Annotated in this window: 15 protein-coding genes; 11 read left to right on the top strand and 4 right to left on the bottom strand. The window is 64.2% G+C overall.

All coding sequences use genetic code 11. The annotated features are described in order from the left end of the window. Positions 1–148: 148 nt before the first annotated feature. A complete protein-coding gene (locus M2S36_RS05765) occupies positions 149–847 on the bottom strand; it encodes a pirin family protein (RefSeq protein WP_063913719.1) in 699 nt (232 codons plus the stop codon). A 175-nt stretch (positions 848–1,022) separates the two neighbouring features. Between M2S36_RS05765 and M2S36_RS05760 the strand changes: the two genes are divergently transcribed. Beyond that, positions 1,023–3,539 (top strand): UvrD-helicase domain-containing protein, encoded by a 2,517-nt coding sequence (locus M2S36_RS05760; RefSeq protein ID WP_333956833.1) that lies wholly within the window; start codon positions 1,023–1,025, stop codon positions 3,537–3,539. A gap of 7 nt (positions 3,540–3,546) precedes the next feature. Here the strand turns inward: M2S36_RS05760 and M2S36_RS05755 are convergent, their stop codons facing one another. Next, positions 3,547–8,424, bottom strand: coding sequence for an NEL-type E3 ubiquitin ligase domain-containing protein (locus M2S36_RS05755; RefSeq protein WP_333956832.1), 4,878 nt, complete (start codon positions 8,422–8,424; stop codon positions 3,547–3,549). A gap of 251 nt (positions 8,425–8,675) precedes the next feature. Between M2S36_RS05755 and M2S36_RS05750 the strand changes: the two genes are divergently transcribed. The 4 genes from M2S36_RS05750 (at position 8,676) to M2S36_RS05735 (ending at position 11,957) form a co-directional block, all read left to right on the top strand. Further along, the gene (locus tag M2S36_RS05750; protein WP_207836139.1) at positions 8,676–9,602 is read left to right on the top strand and encodes an alpha/beta fold hydrolase; all 927 of its coding nucleotides are present in this window, start codon (positions 8,676–8,678) and stop codon (positions 9,600–9,602) included. 148 nt (positions 9,603–9,750) lie between these two features. Beyond that, positions 9,751–10,176 carry a VOC family protein gene (locus M2S36_RS05745; protein WP_207836130.1) on the top strand — a complete coding sequence of 142 codons (426 nt, stop codon included), beginning with the start codon at positions 9,751–9,753 and terminating at the stop codon, positions 10,174–10,176. Beyond that, a complete protein-coding gene (locus M2S36_RS05740) occupies positions 10,173–10,952 on the top strand; it encodes an alpha/beta fold hydrolase (protein ID WP_233693537.1) in 780 nt (259 codons plus the stop codon). Before M2S36_RS05745 ends, M2S36_RS05740 begins: the two co-directional genes overlap by 4 nt. 123 nt (positions 10,953–11,075) lie before the next feature. Beyond that, positions 11,076–11,957 carry a sterol desaturase family protein gene (locus tag M2S36_RS05735; protein WP_233693536.1) on the top strand — a complete coding sequence of 294 codons (882 nt, stop codon included), beginning with the start codon at positions 11,076–11,078 and terminating at the stop codon, positions 11,955–11,957. Here M2S36_RS05735 and M2S36_RS05730 read toward each other — a convergent pair. Continuing rightward, on the bottom strand, positions 11,940–12,626 hold the full coding sequence (locus M2S36_RS05730) for an AraC family transcriptional regulator (RefSeq protein WP_207836122.1): 687 nt from the start codon (positions 12,624–12,626) through the stop codon (positions 11,940–11,942). The genes M2S36_RS05735 and M2S36_RS05730 overlap by 18 nt on opposite strands. A 198-nt stretch (positions 12,627–12,824) precedes the next feature. Between M2S36_RS05730 and M2S36_RS05725 the strand changes: the two genes are divergently transcribed. Next, positions 12,825–14,501, top strand: a complete 1,677-nt coding sequence (locus M2S36_RS05725; RefSeq protein WP_233693534.1) for an MFS transporter — start codon at positions 12,825–12,827, stop codon at positions 14,499–14,501. 129 nt (positions 14,502–14,630) lie between these two features. Here M2S36_RS05725 and M2S36_RS05720 read toward each other — a convergent pair whose 3' ends face one another. Then, complete coding sequence (locus M2S36_RS05720; protein ID WP_233687981.1) at positions 14,631–15,200, bottom strand: hypothetical protein; 570 nt, start codon at positions 15,198–15,200, stop codon at positions 14,631–14,633. A 111-nt stretch (positions 15,201–15,311) separates the two neighbouring features. Between M2S36_RS05720 and M2S36_RS05715 the strand changes: the two genes are divergently transcribed. Genes M2S36_RS05715 through M2S36_RS05695 form a run of 5 tightly spaced genes read left to right on the top strand, consistent with a single transcriptional unit; the run spans position 15,312 to position 19,565 of the window. Continuing rightward, complete coding sequence (locus tag M2S36_RS05715) at positions 15,312–15,989, top strand: thermostable hemolysin (protein WP_207836113.1); 678 nt, start codon at positions 15,312–15,314, stop codon at positions 15,987–15,989. Next, positions 15,979–17,439, top strand: a complete 1,461-nt coding sequence (locus tag M2S36_RS05710; protein WP_233687980.1) for an AMP-binding protein — start codon at positions 15,979–15,981, stop codon at positions 17,437–17,439. The genes M2S36_RS05715 and M2S36_RS05710 overlap by 11 nt, the downstream gene beginning before the upstream one ends. A 14-nt stretch (positions 17,440–17,453) precedes the next feature. Continuing rightward, complete coding sequence (locus M2S36_RS05705) at positions 17,454–18,134, top strand: TenA family transcriptional regulator (RefSeq protein ID WP_333956831.1); 681 nt, start codon at positions 17,454–17,456, stop codon at positions 18,132–18,134. Next, positions 18,121–18,927: an SDR family oxidoreductase gene (locus M2S36_RS05700; RefSeq protein ID WP_207836103.1), complete on the top strand. Its 807-nt coding sequence runs from the start codon at positions 18,121–18,123 to the stop codon at positions 18,925–18,927. Before M2S36_RS05705 ends, M2S36_RS05700 begins: the two co-directional genes overlap by 14 nt. Continuing rightward, entirely contained in the window at positions 18,924–19,565 is a 642-nt protein-coding gene (locus M2S36_RS05695) for a hypothetical protein (RefSeq protein ID WP_333956830.1), read from the top strand. Before M2S36_RS05700 ends, M2S36_RS05695 begins: the two co-directional genes overlap by 4 nt. Position 19,566 lies beyond the last annotated feature (1 nt).

Raw genomic sequence — 19,566 nt, 5'->3', positions numbered from 1 at the left:
AGCTTTTAGAAATTGAGCAAGCCAGCTCCCACAGGGACCGTACAGGCCTTACATCAATTTTCAGGCCTGCATGGTTCCTGTGTTAGCTGGCTTGCCGGCGATGAGGCCAGTGCAGGCAGTACAAGGCAGCCTGAACTGGCCCGATCCATCAGGCCACATCCACCAGTACGATCTCGCTGTCCTCGATGGCGGTCACCCGCAGCACCTCCTCCTGCTCGATCGCCACACCATCGCGCGCCTTGGCCCGCAGCCCGTTGACCTCCACCAGCCCCTTGGCCGGCACCAGGTAACCCCGGCGTGCGGCATCGAAGCGGTACTCGGCAGTTTCACCGGCACGCAGGGTGGCAGCCACCAATCGCGCATCGGTGCGGATCTGCAGGCTGTCTTCATCGCCCGCGCGGCCGCTGGCCAGGGTCACGAAGCCTTCGCCACGCTCACCTTTGGGGAACGGCCGGGTACCCCACTGCGGTGCTTCACCGGTGCGCTCCGGCACGATCCAGATCTGGAAAATACGCGTGTCGACGTCTTCCAGGTTGTACTCGCTGTGCACGATGCCGGTACCGGCGCTCATCACTTGCACGTCACCGGCTTCGGTGCGGCCTTTGTTACCCAGGCTGTCCTGGTGGCTGATCGCGCCTTCACGCACATAGGTGATGATTTCCATGTCGCGGTGCGGGTGCGGCGGGAAGCCGCTGCCGGCAGCGATCAGGTCGTCGTTCCATACCCGCAGGTTACCCCAGTGCATGCGCGCCGGGTCGTAGTACTCGGCAAACGAGAAATGGTGGTGGGCATCGAGCCAGCCATGGTTGGCGTGGCCGAGGCTTTCGAAAGGTCGCAGTTGCAGCATGGTCGTGCTCCTTGAATCAGTGGAATGACGCCATGATGCGCTAAAGAAACATCGAAAATAAGCGTAAATATCGGCTTAAAATTATCAGTAAATTTGATTTGTTTGGATGGGGTGTTTTATCCGCTTCATCGCCTAATCCACTGATCTGCAAGCATTCGCTGGCGATTTTTTGTCGATGCGGCGAACATGCCCGCTGATTTTGTTTTTCAACGGAGTGACCGTGGCCCACGAGCAACCCCAGGCCCCCGCCGACCTTACCCCTCCTGCCCAACTGCCCTGGTTGCGCCGCCTGGCGGCCCGCCTGCTGGGGCGTGGCCTGACCCGCCTGCAGGCCCAGCACCGCGACTCCTGGTTCCTCGGCCATGCCAGCGGCCAACGCAGTGGCCATGCCGATGGCGTGCGTGAAGGGTTCGAGCGCGGGCGGGTGGAGGGCTACGAGGCTGGGCGCCAGGTGCTGGTAATCCGCGATACCCGCCCCGACACCGCCGCCGTGCCGGGCCAGGATGACAACCTGTTCGATGACTGGCGCCTGCCCCTGACCACCGAGCTGAAAAAGCGTTTCAAGGCCGATGTCGCCCAGCGCCTGCCCGCCGAGGCGCAACCCAGTGCCGCGCAATGGAAGCTGATTTTCAGCGATACGCCGTCCACCTGCGTGGTGGCCGGGGCCGGGGCGGGCAAGTCCACCTCGCTGGTACTGCGCATCCTGCTGTTGCGCCATTACCTGGGCTATGAACTGGACGCGATGACCGTGGTCACCTTCACCCGCGAGTCGCGCAAGGACTTCATCAAGCGCCTGCTGCAGGTGTTCACCCTGTGGCAGATCAACCTGCAGCCGCAGCAGGCACGCGAGCTGGTGCGCACCTTTCATTCGCGTATCCTGCCGCTGGTGCGCAGCCTGCCTGGCTTTGGCCAGGTGCGCGCGTTCGAGACGCTGGGCAACGAGATGCCGGCCGGGCGCGAGGCCGAGGCCGACAGCAACCCGTTCGACCTGCGCCTGAACGATGCCCAGCGCCAGCAACTGAACCAGTGTTACAGCACCCTGCTGGGCGAAAGCCCACGTTTTGCCGAGCTGGTTGGCCTGTTGCGCAACGAAGCCCTGCAGCTGAAACCGCTGGACCCCAATAACCCCGATGTGCAGAAGCGCGCGCAGGTAACCCAGCTGGCTGCCCAGCGCGACGAAGAGCTGTGCGACGTGATCGAGGACCTGTGGTTCGCCGCCGGCGCCTGGCCGATCAACGGCATCGAACCCTGCCGCGAGACCATCGAGATCCGTGGCAGCCGCTTCCATGTGCATGGCCGTCTGGCCGGCCAGGGGCCTTTGCTGGTGCTCGGCTTCGACCCGTCGGAAAGCGCGCAGTACCAGCGCCCCGGCGCCAAGCTGGCGGTGCGCGCCGAGTGGGCGGTCAAGCGCACCCTGTTGCAGGCCTTCTGCGACCAGCCGCTGATCTGGCTCGACAACTACGCCATGGCCCGGCGCCTGGCAGCCTCGCTGGCCGGTGATGCCGTAGCCGGCCCCGGCTTCGAATACAAGGTCAAGGGCGAGCTGGCCCCGGCGCCACTGCTCGATGCCTTTGTCGGAGCGGCGAACTTCATCGAGAACCTGGGCCTGGACGTGAACACTGCCGTGGCGGCGATGAGCTTCCCTTCCGGCGACAGCGATGCGCTGTTCTTCGAGGCCCTGGCCCTGTACTGGAAGGCCCTGGAGGCGCACCTGCTGGACCAGTCGCCGCCGGTGATGAGCTACAACCGCATGTTCGCTTTGTTCGGCGAGAACAACCCGGAAAACCTGCAGCTGCTGCCCGACCCGCTGCTGCGGCCGCTGGCGCACCTGATGATCGACGAATTCCAGGATGTGTCGCCGCAGATCGTCAGCTGGCTGCGCGCCAGCCTTGCCGAGATCCGCCGGCGCGGCCCGGCGATGCACACCGGGCGCAATGCCCGGCATTCGTCACTGCTGTGCGTGGGCGACGACTGGCAGTCGATCTACGGCTGGCGCGGCAGTTCGCCCAAGTACTTCATGGAGTTCACCAAGGCCTTCCCGTCGCCGGCCAACACGCGGGTGATGCTGGTCGACAACTACCGTTGCCAGCAGCAAGTGATCGACGCGGCCGAACACTTGGTCAAGGGCACCCCGGCGATTGCCGGCAAGAAAGCCCGCGCCAGTGGCCCGGCGGCCGAGGTGCCAGGCTCGCCGGTCAAGGTGTTCGACCGAGACGAGGCCGCCTTGGGTGAAACGCTGATCGAGCACTACCAGCGTGGCGAGACGGTGATGATGCTGTACCGCAAGGGCAGCGACAGGGCGCTGATGAACGACCACCTGCAAAGCGTGCTGCAAGCCGAGGCCGCGTTGCCCGCCGAGCAACGCCGGCTGCGCCAGTTGACCTACCACAGTGCCAAGGGCTTGCAGGCCGATGCAGTGTTCATGCTGGGCGACTGCCAGTACCTGACCAGCTCGCCCTACAAGAACCAGGTGTATCGCCAGGCCGGGCTGGGCAAGGCCGGTGATGCTCAACCCTTCGATACTGCGCAGAAAGAAGAGGTGCAGCGCCTGGCCTACGTGGCGGTAACCCGCGCGGTCAGGCACTGCTATTGGCATGTGGAGGCGGCCAACGCAGAGGCGGCGGCCGCGCCTCGTGCGTCTAGCCAGGTGGATGGGCGGCAGGCCTTCTTCGAAGACCTGCGGGGTCATTGATCAGCGTTCAGGTACCGAGGACTTCCACTTGCCGGGTAAGGCTCAACAACAGCCCGGCTTCCACCTGTTGCTGTTCGTGGGTCAAGGCGTTCGTGGCCTTGACATAGGCGGCCTCATTGAGAGGAACCCGACGTAGCGTGCCGTTTTCGTCCAGCGCAGGGGTAGGCATTTCCGGGGCCAATGCACGCAATATCGCGTTGTCCAGGTGAGTGATCGGCTCCTGGCTTTCATCCAGGCAATAAAAGAGGTAATCGAGGCCCGGGCGCCAGAAGTCGGTAATGGCTTCGAACTGGCTGGCATATTGGCGCTTGAGGTAGTCAACCCAGACCGGCTGTTCGGTCATCCACTGCTGGCGGGCGGTGGTGTCGGCATCGAGTTCGAGCACGGCATCGCGCACGTTGTCGATGATCTGCTGGTTGATCCTTGCGGTATTCCGATAGAGCATGCCGCTGCTTGGTTCGGGAAAATCAAGCTCAGCGGTCAAGGACTGGCGCAGTGCCAGGCGGACTTCGATATCGTCGACCAGGCCCGTGGCAAGGTCCGTATCGGGGAACGCCGCCGGGACATCCAGCACGTCATGAGCCGGTAACTGTTCGTCCGTGGCATTTCTCTGCAGCGCCTGCTTGCGCAAGGCGCGTTGCAGGCTGATGCGATCGGCCAGTTCGTTGACTTTCTCGCGACGATACAGCTTGCGGTAAAGGTCGAACAGCGGCTTGGCCGTGTTTCGTGCCTGCCTTGACGCCTGATTGGCCAGCAGTTCCACTTCCAGGGCGCTGAATGCATCGGCGCCGGCATCACCGCAGGTAGGGGGGAAGGCTTGCGCCACCTCGTTCAGCCGCTCGCGCAGCACTGTATCCTGGTGGGCCTGCTCCAACAGTGCCCATACACGCACCTGCAAGCCTTCCGGATCTCTTCGCGCTTCCACCGAACTGGCCAGGCGTTCCAGCACCGCTTGCAGGTCGCCATGGTCGTTCTGATCGAACAGGTCGGACCACAGCTGGTTCTGATGGTCGGTCGCAGAATCGCGCCAGAGCCCTTGCCACCCTGGCCGTTCGAATGTGTGCTCGTAGATATTGACGCCGCTGGCTCGTAGACGCCTGGCCGACTCGGCTTCGAGATTGTTGTAGTTGAACAGCCAGCGGCGTTGGGGCAAGCGGGCGGCGACGTCCCGGGCATAGGGGCTGCGCAGGATGCTTGCCAGGTCCGGAACATGGTGAATGCGGTTGGATGAGAGCTCCAGGTAGCGCAACTGGTACTGTGACTGGCTCATCAGGGTGGTCAGGCCAGTGGGCAATGCCTGCAGATCGCAGTTGTACAGGTCCAGGTGTTGCAGCCGCGCCATGTAGCTCACATCAGGCGCGATCTGTAGCGGGTTGAAGCCCAGGTCCAGTCGCTGCAGATGGATCATGTCCTGAAAGCGCGTGGCGAGGTTTTCATCGAGCGTGATGCGATTGCTCCGCAGCGTCAGGACCTCCAGCGGCCGGCGGCACAGGAACGCCAATGTCGCCTGATCCAGTGTCAGCTGGTTGCGGTTCAGATTCAGCTGGCGCAGGTCTGGCATCGCAGCCAGCACTCGCCGTGCGGTCGGTGAGAGAGTAGCAAGGGTGTTGCCGACCAGTTCCAGCGTGCGCAGCCTGGGCACCGATTCAAGTGCCTGGAACAGCGCTTCTGCCTCGATTTCCGGGTTGCCGGTCACTTCCAGTACTTGCAGGTTGGGGAAGCAGGACAGGAATGTGGTGTCCAGTCGCTGCAGCCCCAGCCCCCTCAGCCTGAGTTCACGGATATGGGGCAAGCGGGCCGTGATCGCTGGCAACTCGGACAAATGTATTCGCTCCAGGACGAGCGTGCCCTGGTTGCCGGGCCCCTCCCGCCGCCAGGCATTCTTGAGGTATTCGGCGCATTGCTGTCGCTCCATCAGATCAATGAGGCTGTCCGTGTTCCTGTACCATTCATACAGGTAGCGTTCCAGACCGTGCCAATCTGACTGCAGTTGCCGGATAGCCGAGCCCAGGTCACCGGTCTGGCTCAGTTCGAGCTGCAGCGCGCTGATCTGGCTGCGGCTCAGTGAGGGGAAAAGCAATCTGAGTCGACGTGTCGCGGCACTCGCGCTGAGCGGGCCTGCCCCTCGACCACTGAGCGGGTAACCGATTTGCCCATGTGCCAGGCGCATGGGCGAGCGAAAGCCTGGCTTGATGGGTTGCTGCCCAAGCAGCGTGGCGCAGCCCGGGCGGTCGGCGAGGGCGCTGGCCAGCAGTTCGGCGTCACTGGCTTGCGGCTGCCTGGCTGCCAATGCGTCACGCAGCAGTTGGCTGTCGGCGCTGCTCAGGCCTGGTCGATAGAGGCCAAGCAAGGCCCGATCAAGGCGGGCTCGGGCTTGCAGGTAGCGGGCTTCTTCAGCCACGCGCAAGGGCACACGCCCACTCTTCATGCGTTCGCGCTCGGTGCTGCCGGCAAGCTTGACGAGTTCCTCCAGGGCATTGTCAGGCAAACCGGGAAACTGGCGGCCCAGGGTCTGCGCTTCGTCGCCAAGCGACGGTCGATGGCTTTCCAGCATGCTCGCCAATACTTCGCTACGACGCGCTGTCAGGCGGTTGGCCAATCGCTCGTTCAGGGCGCTCGGGCGCTGCTCTGCTGGCGTATCTGGCAGCAACTGTTGTATGGCGTCTTCGGCCAACCCTGCCAGGACAACCTCGCTCAGTTTGCCTTCGTCGAGTTCCGAGCGGCTGATCTCGATCTGCAACGTGTCGGTTTTTGGCTGTGTGCCGAAGTAGACTGCGTCCCCCCATTTTTCGGCACCGGTGAACACCTTCAGTCTGTAGCGCGCTGGCCAGCCTGGCAGGCTTACCAGTTCTGGCAGCGCGAAGTTCATGTGTGCAGCCAAGGGCATGCCATGACGCACCCGGGTGATGATGCTCTGGACGTCGTTATCCAGTTTCAGCCGCAGCATGGCATCGGCCAGCAAAACCGGCGGCCGGGAGCTGGTGACCTGGCTACGGCGCAAGATGGATGCATCGACTTCGGTAATACGCAAGGCGGTAAGACGCTCCGAGGCATCCAGCCCTTGGCTGAACCGGCCCAGCGCCTCAAGCAACTGCGTATCGTCCCATTCCAGCGGGTTGTCGTGGGCCAGTTGCCAGCGCTGGTCACCCAGGTAGTGCAAGACAGGGGAGTAGGCATCGGGGTCGTTCGGGTGGCGCACACGCCACTGTCCGTCGGTTTCGAACGCTTCATACAGTTTGCCTTGAAGCCGGACATGGGGTTTGTCATCGATGATGTAATGCCCTTGGGAATCAGGCAGTGCATCCTCTGGCAACGCCTTCAAGGTGCTGTAAGGGCTCATGTCGGGATGCCAAAGCCGTTCGCGGCCATCTTTCCAGACACTGTTCAAGGCATCGACGAACCCCGATGCCTTGACGGCCTGACTGCCGACGGCGAAACCGGCAACCACGGCGGCATTGATGGCCAGCGACTCCAGTTGCTGCAGCGCTTCCTGGGTATCGCCGTCTTCCCAGGCCTCGAACCCGGTGAACACCGAATCCATGAGATCGTAGGCAAATACCCCAAGCATCGCGGCATCCAGCCCAGGCACAAAGAAGGCGGCCACGTTCAGCAGGTTCATGCCTGCGTCCAGCCATTGCTGCAGCCGTTCCTTGCGTGCCTTGGCATTGGCATCGGCGGTCGGCACCGCGATCGCTCTGGCATCTGCCTTGAGACGGCGCTTGTGGTCCTTGTAAAGCACTTGCCAGACGGGATGGGGCAGGCTCGTTCGATTGAAGTGCAGTTCAGGTTTTTTCTTGGGTTTGCGCGTTGAAGCGCTTTGCTCGAACAGGGCATTTTCGAGCTTGCGGCCAAGGTCGACCTGGCTGTCCTTGTAAGCGAAGCTGATCAAGTGGTGGCGATAGGTGGTTTGCAGCAGGCGTTGACGTACGTGGGTGCCGGCTTCCCGCAAGGAAGTGAATTCCCTTACCGGGTGTTGGGTATCCTGGGGAATGTAGAGCATGCAGGGATTGCTCTGGTCGGCTTCATCGGGGCCAATCAGCAGTACCTCATGAATCGGGATGCCGAACAGGCTGAAGCGCCAGCAGTGAAGCTTTTGATCGCCGTACCGCGGTGTATTTTCGTTGTTGCACAGCTGTACCAAAGCATCGCGACCTTTGAGCGTCAACAGGCCTTTGAGATAAGCGATCATTGCCTCGGTTTTCAGTGCCTGCCGGCTTGCATCGATCCATAGCTGCTCGATCGTGGCCTGTCCGGGGCCTTCATAAATGCTCTGCAGGTGGTCCTGGTACTGCCGACCCAGGTCCAGGCTTCGGCAAAGGCTGACGAACGCTTCGGGTTCGAGGCCGGGACGTGATGCGTTGTCGTTCGGGCCAAGGGTCAGGGCATCGAACGGCCCCACTTCGTCTGGCCCTTCGAAGTTGTGCAGTGCGGCCTCCAGCAGCGAGCGCTTCTGTGGCGGCCCTTCGGGGCGCTCAATGTACGCGTCGTCGCCGCCGAGTGAAATATCGAGGCCGGGGGGATTCACCAGCGTGGTGTACACCTTGAACGGTTGGTGCAGATATTGGGCTTTGTCCACGTTGATATTCGGGCCCAACCGGCTCTCTAGCAAAGGCTTGCAGAATTCGCTGATCTGCCTGAAGTCCTTGAGCGCGACTCGCAGTGCCTTGAAGCCGGCATCGCGAGTGTCAATCAGCTGTCGTACATGTGCTTGATCTTCAGCGCTGGCCGCAGCGTACCAGGCGTAAGGCGAGCCGTTTTCGTCGAGGTAGTCCTTGCGCACGCTCTGCACGACGCGGCGGGTATGGTCGGGGTGCATTGTTCGGGCCCAGGCAGGCAGGCTACGAACGATCTGGGCCTGATGGAAAGGCACGGGAGGGGTGGACATGTTGAATGCTCCAAGGTCAGTGGAGGCATCAGTCGAAAGGATTCGGCTCGGCATGCGGTGGTATTTAGTTGAATGCACAGGTCGGTCCTGTGCACGAGAGCGTCGGTAGGGGAGCAGCGCGGGCAGGGCTGGTGGGAGATGGTGGACTACGGCATGGCGTAGGCATGCTGTGTGGGGACGCCGGCGCATTGCAGTGGAGCCGGCGCCATGATGCCTGGCCTTAGGTCGGCACTCTGTCAGGGAGAACTACGATGCATTCGCTATGCAGTCCCAAGGATTACCTGCTGGACCTCGACGGTATTGAGATTGCGGTACGGACTTGGGGGCCGGAAGACGGCATTCCTGTGCTGGCCGTGCATGGCTGGCTGGATAATGCGGCCTCGTTCGAACGCCTGGGGCCATTGCTGGAGGGCTGCTTCGTCGTGGCCCCCGACCTGGTCGGCCACGGCCGTTCGGACCATCGTCGCCACGACAGTGGCTACTACCTGTGGGAACATGCCGAGGACATGCTGGCGGTGACCGACAGCCTGGGGCTGGCGCAATTCCATGTGTTGGCGCATGGCATGGGTACCGGGGTGGCGTCGCTGCTGGCGGCCATGACCAGCGGTATCGCCAGCATGACCTTCCTCGACGGCATGGGTGCACCGTTCACGGTGGCCGAGGATGATCGCGTGCAACACCTGGCCCGGGCCTACCGGCTCAAGCGCATGGTGCAGCGCAGTCAGTTGCAGGGCTTTGCCGAGCCGGCCGTCGACCGTTTCGAGGACCTTGAAACGGCCCTGGAGCAACGCCGCGAGCGCCTGGACACCGAGCTGTCGGAAGGAGCTGCACGGCTGCTGGCGCTGCGTGACCTGCTGCAGTTGGGCGAGGGTTATTGCTGGCGCCACGACCCGCGCCTGGTACTGCCTGAGCCCATGCCGCTGACCGAGCGCGAAGCCTGCGACCTGCTCAGCCAGATCCGTTGCCCGTTGTACCTGCTGTTCGGCCGCCAGGGGGCATTCACCGGTGAGGCCTTTACCCGGCGCCAGGCGGCCTTGCCCAGCCAGGCGAAGATCTCCTGGCATCCGGGCGGGCACCACTTCCATCTGGATGCGCCGGACCGGGCGCTGGTCGACCAATTGTTGCGCATCCTGGCCCGTCATGAAGGGGACGTGCTGCAACGGTTGGTGAACGAGTAGGTGAGTCTGGTCATGCCGTGCGGACCTGGGCTATGGTGGCTGTGGGAGCGGCTTTAGCCGCGAACACCGGCGCAGCCGGTGCCATACACCGCGCTGATTCTTCGCAGCGATCCTCTACAGGAATCCAGCAGCCACAAGGAGCCCCGGCATGCGACCATTCGCCATCAAGCACATCGACCACCTCGTTCTGCGGGTCAGCGACCTGGAGCGCAGCGTTGCCTTCTACACCGAGCTGCTCGGCTGCACGGTCAGCCGCGTGCGCGAAGACCTGGGTATGGTCCACCTGGCCACCGGCACGGCGATGATCGACCTGGTGACCCTGGACGGTCCCCTGGGGCAGCCTGGCGGGGCGGCGCCGGGGGCCGAGGGGCGCAACCTGCACCATTTCTGCCTGCGCATCGAGCCGTTCGATGAGCCGGCACTGAAGGCCTACCTGCAAGCCGCGGGGGTTGAGGTTGAACCTGCCGAAAAGCGCTATGGCGCTGAAGGCGAGGGGCTGTCGCTGTACTGCTACGACCCGGACGGCAACCAGGTCGAGCTGAAAGGGCCGGTACTGGCAACGAGGGCTCCATGACTGACCTGCACACCCGCGAGCACTGGATCGACACCGCGCAAGGCAAGCTGTTCGCCCAGGAATGGGCGCCTTTGCAGGCGCAGGGTGCACCGATCGTCCTGCTGCATGATTCGCTGGGTTGCGTCGCCTTGTGGCGCGAGTTTCCGGCGCAGCTTGCGCAAACCACCGGGCACCGGGTAATCGCCTACGACCGCCTGGGCTTTGGCCGCTCCGACGCCCACCCGGGCAGGTTGCGCCTGGGCTTTGTCGAGGGCGAGGCGCAGCAGGGGTTCACGGCGTTGCGCGCGTATTTTGGCATTGGCGATTTCATTGTCTTCGGCCACAGCGTGGGCGGCGGCATGGCTGTGGCCTGTGCGGCGGCCTTCGCCAGCCACTGTACGGGGCTGATTACCGAATCGGCGCAGGCGTTTGTCGAGGCCCGTACCCTTGAAGGCATTCGCGTGGCCGACCGGCAGTTTGCCGAACCCGGGCAGTTGCAACGGCTGGAGCGCTACCATGGCGACAAGGCCGAGTGGGTATTGCGCGCCTGGGTGGACAACTGGCTGGCCGAGGACTTTGCCGGCTGGAGCCTGGATGAGGTGCTGCCGCAGGTACGCTGCCCGCTGTTGAGCCTGCATGGCGATAACGACGAGTTCGGCTCGCCTGCACATCCCGAACGGCTGATGGCGCTGGCTGGCGGGCCGGGGGTGATGCGGTTGCTGCAGGGCTGTGGGCATGTACCGCACCGAGAGCAGGCTGAGCGGGTATTGGCAGAGGTCGTACAGTTCTTGCGCTAAACGTTCGCTTGAAACTGGCTACGGTCCCTGTAGGCGCGCGTGGGGCTTACATGCGCCGTTCGTTCAAGCGCCCACCTTGCCCCTGGGCCAACACTGGCGGCTCCAACTTGCCTGGAGCCACCCATGCGTATCCTCTACGCCCCATTGTTCTTCTTCGGTTTCATCGCCGCTGCACTGGCGCTGGCAACCCGCCCGCTGTGGCTGTTGCCACTGCTGGCCAGCGCTGTGTTGCTGTCATTCACCTGCGAATGGCTCATCCCTTACAAGACCGCCTGGAACCAGACGCAAGGCGAGGGCCGACGTGACCTTTGCCATGCCCTGGTCAACGAGTGCCTGACCCTCTCCAGCGTGGCATCCATCCCACTGCTGGCCAGCTGCTTCCCGGCAACCGACCTGTGGCCCGTCCATTGGCCGCTGGCCTTGCAGTTGCTGTTGGCAATCGTGGTAGCGGACCTGGGCATCACCCTGGTGCATTACGCCAGCCACCGCAGCCCGCTGCTGTGGCGGCTGCATGCGGTACACCACAGCGTCACCCGGCTGTACGGCTTCAACGGCTTGCTGAAACACCCCGTGCACCAACTGCTCGAAACCCTGGGCGGGACTCTGCCGTTGCTGGTGCTCGGCCTACCTGTCGAGGTGGCTACACTGCTGGCGTTCAGCGTGTCGATCCAGTTGTTGCTGCAGCACGGCAACGTGGACATGCGCATCGGCGGCTTGCGCCATGTGTTCGCCTGGGCGCCGGTGCACCGCCTGCACCACCTGAAGTACGGCACCACCGGTGACGTCAACTTCGCACTGTTCTTCCCGCTATGGGACCGTCTGCTTGGCACGGTGCTGTACTTGCCAGGCTACGCGCTGGCAGATGACGACATGGGGATCGGTGACCGGCCGGATTATCCGCAGGCCTACCTGGCGCAACTGCGTGAGCCTTGGGTGAGCGGCGATGCGCAACCACCGGCCCTGCTGCCGGCAGCACTGCGCCAGGCGTTAGCCGAACGTGCGTAGGCGCAGTCGACGCAAGGCGGTGCCGGGGGGCATGCCGAACTGACGGCGCACGCTGCGGGTAAAATGCGCCGAGTCGGCAAACCCTGCCAGCAGTGCTGCTTCGGTCAGGCTGGCGCCGCCCAACGCCAATTGCAGGGCCACGCGCAGGCGCTGCCACAGCACCAGGCGCCGTACCGACAGCTCCAGCGTGCCGCTGAACAGGCGCTCCAACTGACTGATCGACAGCGCGGCGGTACTGGCCAGTTCGTAGGCCGGCAGGGCCCGTTCGTCCAGCGCACGGATGCGCTTGAGTGCTTTGCTCAGGCGCGGGTCGAGCGGGCGGCGGGGCCACTGCCGCAGGCACTCGGCCAGTTGCTCAGGGCTGTTGCCGGCTTGCTCGCAGACCTGTGCCAGGTCTGCCACGTCGAACGCCAGGGGCTCGGCGAACAAGGTAAGGCAGGGTATGCCATGGCTGAGGATGGCGTGTGGTTGCTGCGACGGGATGACCACCTGCTGGCCGCTATAGCGCTGCTCGCCCAGGCATACCTCGACATCCGCACCGAGGCCGATCAATACCTGGTGCGCGTAATGCGCGTGGCTGTCGGTTTTACCTAGCGTGGCCAGCAGCAGGCAGTGATCGCCCGCCAACCAGATATCGCCTTGCCAGCCCTGTGTCGCCTTATCGTTCATGCAGCCCTCTTGTGCGCCTGGTCATGCCAGTGGATATCCCGGCAAAGCCTATTATGCTTCAGTGACCTTGCTGCGATCCGAGGCGGCCCGCCTCGTCGTGCTTCGCATATCCAAAGCAAGTCCCCCAGGGCCTGGGTGCGATGGTGAAAAAGATTTGAGGTGCTCCCGGCCTGCATAACGACAAGACGGAGGCACCCCATGGCGGTTCTCGACAGCACATCCACGGGCAGCGCGCCCCAACGCGGTATCACCCGGGAGGAGCGCAAGGTCATCTTCGCCTCGTCCCTTGGGACGGTCTTCGAATGGTACGACTTCTACCTGTACGGCTCACTGGCGGCGATCATCGCCAAGCACTTCTTTGCCGGGGTCAATGAAACCACCTCGTTCATCTTCGCCTTGCTGGCCTTTGCCGCCGGCTTTGCCGTGCGGCCGTTCGGCGCCATCGTGTTCGGGCGCCTGGGCGACATGATCGGGCGCAAGTACACCTTCCTCATCACTATTGTCATCATGGGCCTGTCCACCGCCGTGGTGGGCCTGCTGCCCAGCTACACCACGATCGGCGTGGCCGCGCCGATCATCCTGGTTACCCTGCGCCTGCTGCAGGGCCTGGCATTGGGGGGCGAGTACGGCGGCGCGGCCACCTACGTGGCCGAACATGCACCCAAAGGCCGGCGCGGCTTTTTCACCGCCTGGATCCAGACCACGGCCACCCTGGGGCTGTTCCTCTCGCTGCTGGTGATCATGGCCTGCCGCACGGCCATGGGTAACGAGGTGTTCGAGGCCTGGGGCTGGCGGGTGCCGTTCCTGCTGTCGATCCTGCTGCTGGCGATTTCGGTATACATCCGCATGCAACTCAACGAGTCGCCGGTGTTCATGAAGATGAAGGCCGAGGGCAAGGCGTCCAAGGCGCCGCTGACCGAAGCGTTCGCCCGCTGGGACAACCTCAAGGTGGTGATCATGTCGCTGCTCGGCGGTACCGCCGGCCAGGCCGTGGTGTGGTACACCGGTCAGTTCTATGCGCTGTTCTTCCTGTTGCAGATGCTCAAGATCGAGCCGCAGACCGCCAACCTGCTGATCGCCGGTTCGCTGCTGATCGGCACGCCGTTCTTCATCTTCTTCGGCAGCCTGTCCGACCGCATCGGCCGCAAGAAAATCATCATGGCCGGCTGCATCATCGCCGCACTGACCTACTTCCCGATCTTCAAGGCACTGACCCAGTACGGCAACCCGGATGTGTTCGTTGCCCAGGAGCAGAACCCGGTGGTGGTGATGGCCGACCCTGGCCAGTGCGCGTTCCAGTTCGACCCGGTGGGCAAGGCCAAATTCACCAGTTCGTGCGATATCGCCAAGAGCCTGCTGGCCAAGCGGGCCATCCCCTATACCAACGAAGCGGCCGAACCAGGTAGCGTGGCGCAGGTCCGCATTGGTGAGCGGGTGCTGCCGAGCTTTGATGGCAGCAGCCTGGCGGCAGCGGACTTCAAGGCGCAGAGCGACGCCTTTACCGCGAACTTGATCGGGGCGTTGAAAGAGGCGGGCTACCCGGAGAAGGCCGACCCGGCGAAGATCCATTATCCGATGGTGCTGTTGCTGCTGACCCTGCTGGTGGTCTACGTGACCATGGTCTACGGGCCGATCGCCGCCTGGCTGGTGGAGCTGTTCCCGGCGCGTATCCGTTACACCTCGATGTCGCTGCCTTACCACATCGGCAACGGCTGGTTCGGCGGTTTCCTGCCGACGGTGGCGTTTGCCATGGTGGCGGCGACCGGGGATATCTATTACGGCTTGTGGTACCCGATCGTGATTGCGGTGATGACGGCGGTGTTGGGGATTTTCTTCCTGCCGGAGACCAAGGACCGGGATATCACCCACACCTGAAGGTTTAGGCTGCCAGTACCGGCCTCTTCGCGGGTGAACCCGCTCCCACAGGTACAACACAGGCTTCGAGAACTGTGCTGTACCTGTGGGAGCGGGTTCACCCGCGAAGAGGCCGGTATTGGCAACCCATCAGTCGAAATAGCCACGCAGCCCAAAGGCATACCCGGTATCCACCCCCTCAGCCTCACCCCGCCCCCAGCGCTTCTTCAACACGAACTCGAATGCCGGTTCGTACAACCCGTCCCGCACCAGCGCACCCGCCAGCACCTCCACGTCATACCAGCCATTGTCCAGCTCGATGATTGGCCGCCCCGGCACCTGGTAGCGCGCCATCAGGTCACCCAGTGTCTTGGGCGTGAAGTGCTGCAGGATGCGCCAGGTGTACAGCATCAGCGCACCGTGCTCGACCTGCAGCACATAGCCATTGCGGCGGTGCTTGAGGCGGCTGCCGGGTTCGAGCAGGGCCGGGGTGTGTCTGTCCAGGGTGAACAGGATGCGGTAGGGCAGGTTGTCGACCCCGGCCAGCGGCAGCACGATACCTTCGCGCACGGCCTGGTCGCCGCTGTCGCCATGGGTGAACGCATGGGCCAGGTCGTCGGGCAGTTCATGTTGTTGCTTGAAGCGCTCGAGCAGCTGGATATCGCCAAGCAGAAAGTAGTCGACCAGGTCATTGAGCACTTCGCTGAATTCGTGGCGCATCTGTTTTCCTTGTTGGTGCGCATGAGGGCAATGGCAAATGTAGCACTTCAGATTGGCTTCAGATTGCCCCCGGATACTGCCCCCAACACCTGACCTGAAAGGGGGACAGCCATGACCCAGGCAGACAGCTCCAACCTGTTTCCACTGGCTATTGGTAGCCACGGCGATCGCCTTGCCCATTTGACGCTGAAACTCCCGGGGGAACCTGGGCGCGACGAGCTGGAGCAGTTCATTCATGCCCGCTTTGCCTGCGCCCACCACGCCGACGTGCAGCACTACCTGCCCGAGCTGCTCGGCCTGCACGACAGCCATGGACGCTTGATGGCCGCCGCCGGCATACGCCTGGCCAGCAGTGGCCCGACCTTCATCGAGCGTTACCTGGATGAACCGCTGGAGGTGGCCGTGACCCGGCTGTCGACCAGCCCGGTGAGCCGTGCGCAGTTGGTTGAAGTGGGTAACCTGGCCGCACTCAGCGCCGGCAGTGCGCGGATCATGATCATTGCCGTGACCTGGTTGCTGGCCGCCCGCGGCTTGCAGTGGGTGGCCTTCACCGGGGCTGCGACCCTGGTCAACAGCTTTCATCGCCTGGGCCTGGTGCCCACGGCGCTGGCCGTGGCCGACCCTGGTCGGCTGAACGGCGACGCCGGCAGTTGGGGCAGTTACTACGCGCAGCACCCGCAGGTGTTCGTCGGCAGCATCGGCTACGGCCATGAAGCCCTGGCCCGCGGGGGAGTGTTCGAGCGGTTGGGTTTGCCCGCGAGCGTACAGGAGGCCGGCCATGCTGCATGAATGCCAGCTGTTCAGGGACGTGTTGCAACTGCATGCCCGCCACCGAGGGGCGCAACCGGCGTTGCTGGGCCTTGCCGGGTCATTCACCTATCAACAGTTGCTGGACGAGGTCGAGCACCGCCAGGCCTGGTTGAGCGCGCAGCCACCGGGCACTTTCGTCCTGGCCCTGGAGAACGGCCCCGAGGCGCTGTTCTGGGACCTGGCGGCGCTGTTCGCGGCGCGTCCCATCGTCATCCTGCCGGCGTTCTTCAGCAGTGCCCAGCGGCGCCACTGCCTGGCGCAGAGCGGGGCGGTGCTGGCGCTGGCCGATGAGGCCTTCGCTGACGACTTGCACGCCAGCGGCTTCAGTGCCGGTGAGCGTTTCTGGAGCCGGCAGCCGCCAGCGAGCGCGCCCTTGCCACCGGGTACTGCGAAGATTACCTACACCTCCGGCAGCACCGGTGCACCCAAGGGCGTATGCCTGAGCGCCGATGCCATGCTGCGGGTAGCGCGTGAACTGGAGGCCGCCAGCCGGTCTGCGGCGCCGGGCAAGTACCTGGCGGTCTTGCCCCTGGCAGTGCTGCTGGAAAACCTGGGGCTTTACGCGGCCCTGCTGGCCGGGGCGAGCATTGCCCTGTACCCGCAGGCGCAGCTGGGTTTTCGCGGTGCCAGCCAGGTCGACTTCAAGCAGTTGCTGGGCGCCATTGCCTTGAGTGGTGCCGAAAGCCTGATCCTGGTGCCGCAACTGCTGCTTGGGTTGGTCACCGCCATCGAACGCGGGCTGATGCGAGTTGGCCCGTTGCGCTTCGTGGCGGTGGGCGGCGCGCGGGTGGCGCCGAGCCTGCTGGCCCGTGCCGAGGCCATCGGGCTACCGGTGTTCGAGGGCTACGGCCTGTCCGAATGCGCCTCGGTGGTATGCCTCAACCGCCCCGGCGGCCAGCGCCCGGGCAGTGTCGGGCGGCCGCTGCCGCATGTGCAGGTGCGCATTGCCGAAGATGGCGAGGTGCAGGTGGCCGGCTCGGCGTTGCTCGGCTACCTGGGCGAGCCACCTTTCAGCGAGCCGTGGTTGTCGACCGGTGACCTGGGGCACTTCGACAGCGACGGCTTCCTGTACCTGGCCGGGCGCAAGAAGCACCAGTACAGCACCAGCTTCGGGCGCAACGTCAACCCCGAGTGGGTCGAGGCCGAACTGACCCAGGGCGGGGTGATCGCCCAGGCGTTCGTACACGGCGAGGGCCTGGCGCACAACCTGGCGCTGGTCTGGCCGCTGGACCCGCAGGCCGATGATCACACCCTGGAACAGGCCGTCCGCCAGGCCAATGCCGGGCTGCCGGACTATGCCCGGGTACATGCCTGGCGGCGCTTGCCCGAGCCCTTGAGTGCCGCCGGGCAAACCCTGACCGCCAATGGCCGGCCACGCCGCGAACAGATCCTGCGGTGTTACCAGTCCTTGCTATCCGACCTTCAATGAGCGACGAGGTTGCCATGCTTTTCTTCGATATGCTGCAACAGGAAACCGCCGACGAGCGTACGGCATTGTTCAACGTCCCGGTCATCCGCGACGCGCTGGCCGGCAAGGCCAGCCTCGAGGCCTATGTGGCCTTCCTCACCCAGGCCTACCACCACGTGCGGCACACCGTGCCATTGATGATGGCCTGCGGCGCCCGCTTGCCGGCGCGGCTGGAGTGGCTGCGCGGTGCAGTGTGCGAGTACATCGAGGAGGAGTACGGCCACGAGCGCTGGATTCTCGATGACATCGCCGCCTGCGGGGGCGATCCGCAGCAAGTGACGGGCGGCCGCCCGGCGTTGCCCATCGAGCTGATGGTGGCATTTCTCTACGACCAGATTGCCCGTGGTAACCCGGTCGGGCTGTTCGGCATGGTCAATGTGCTCGAAGGCACCAGTATTGCCCTGGCCACCCAGGCTGCCGGGACCCTGCAGAGCAGCCTTGGCCTGCCGGACCAGGCATTCAGCTACCTGAGTTCCCACGGCGCCCTGGACCAGGACCACATGGCCACCTACCGCGGGCTGATGAACCGACTGGACCAGCCCGAGGACCAGCAGGCGGTAATCCATGCCGCCAAGGTTGTGTATCGCCTCTACACCGCCATGTTCGAAGGGCTGCCGCGTGCCGCGCAGCAGGAGGCACAGCATGCGCTTGCCTGATTGCGTGGCGGTGCTCACTGGCGCCAGTGGTGGCATCGGCCTGGAGTTGGCGGACCAGCTGTGCAGCGCCGGTGCCCGGGTGCTGGCGGTAAGCCGGCAACAGGGCAAGCTGGCCGAGCTGATGGTGCGCTACCCTGGGCAACTGCTTTGGCAGCAGGCCGACCTGCGCAGCGCCGAAGGCCGCCGCGACGTGCTGGAAGCGGCGCGGGCGATGGGCTGTTGCAACCTGTTGATCAACGCTGCCGGGGTCAACCGCTTCGCCATGCTCGAACAGATGGACGAGGCGGCCCTGGACGAGTTGTTCGATCTCAACATCAAGGCCGCCGTGCAGCTTACCCGCCTGTGCCTGCCGCTGCTGCGCGAGCAACCCAGTGCGCTGGTGGTGAACGTGGGTTCGATCTACGGCTCGATCGGCTACCCCGGCTATGCCACCTACTGCGCCAGCAAGTTTGCCTTGCGCGGGTTTTCCGAGGCGCTGCGCCGCGAGCTGGCCGACACTTCGGTGAACGTGCTATATGCCGCACCGCGCACCACCCACACGACGATGAACAGTAGCGCTGCGCAGGCCCTGAACCAGGCGCTTAAGGTAGGCGTCGATGACCCGCAGGATGTCGCCCGGGCAGTACTCGATGCCGTGCAGGCCGAGCGCAGCGAACTGTACCTGGGCTGGCCGGAAAAACTTTTCGTGCGCCTTAACGGCATGCTGCCGGGCGTGGTCGACCGCGCCCTGCGCAAACAACTGCCGCTGATCCGTCGCTACAGCACCTGGCACAGCAAGGAGTCGAGCAAATGAAGCGTCTGATACTGGCCAGCCTGCTGGCAATCGCCCCGTTCACCTGGGCCCTCGACCAGAACGGAACCCAGCAACTCAATGCCATCCAGCAGCGCTGGGCGGTAATACGCTACAACCTGCCCGAAGCCCAGCGTGCCGGGGCGTTCGAGGCCCTGGCGGTGCAGTCGGCGGCGTTGGTGCGCCAGCACCCGGGCTCGGCCGAACCGCTGATCTGGGACGGCATCGTCAACAGCAGTTGGGCCGGTGCCACCGGCGGGCTGGGCGCGCTGGGCAAGGTCAAGGCTGCCCGTACCAGCCTGGAAAAGGCCCTGGCCATGGACCCCAAGGCGCTGCAGGGCTCGGCCTACACCAGCCTGGGTGCGCTGTACGATCAGGTACCCGGCTGGCCGCTGAGCTTCGGCGACCAGACCAAGGCCGAGGCCATGCTGCGCCAGGCATTGGTGATCAACCCCGAGGGTATCGACAGCAACTACTTCTGGGCCGACCACCTGTACCGGCAGAACCGCTACGCCGAAGCCCGTGCTGCCCTGCAAAAGGCCTTGCAGGCACCGCCCCGCCCCGGGCGGGAGCTGGCTGACCAGGGCCGCCGTGGTGAAATAGATGCTTTACTCAAAGCGATCAAGGACAAACAGGATTGAG

Origin of the sequence: Pseudomonas sp. SF2 (genome assembly GCF_036858055.1) — a bacterium.
In the GTDB taxonomy this organism is placed as follows: domain Bacteria; phylum Pseudomonadota; class Gammaproteobacteria; order Pseudomonadales; family Pseudomonadaceae; genus Aquipseudomonas.
Note: the sequence above shows the minus strand (reverse complement) of the source record. Positions and strands in the feature narration are given on the sequence as shown.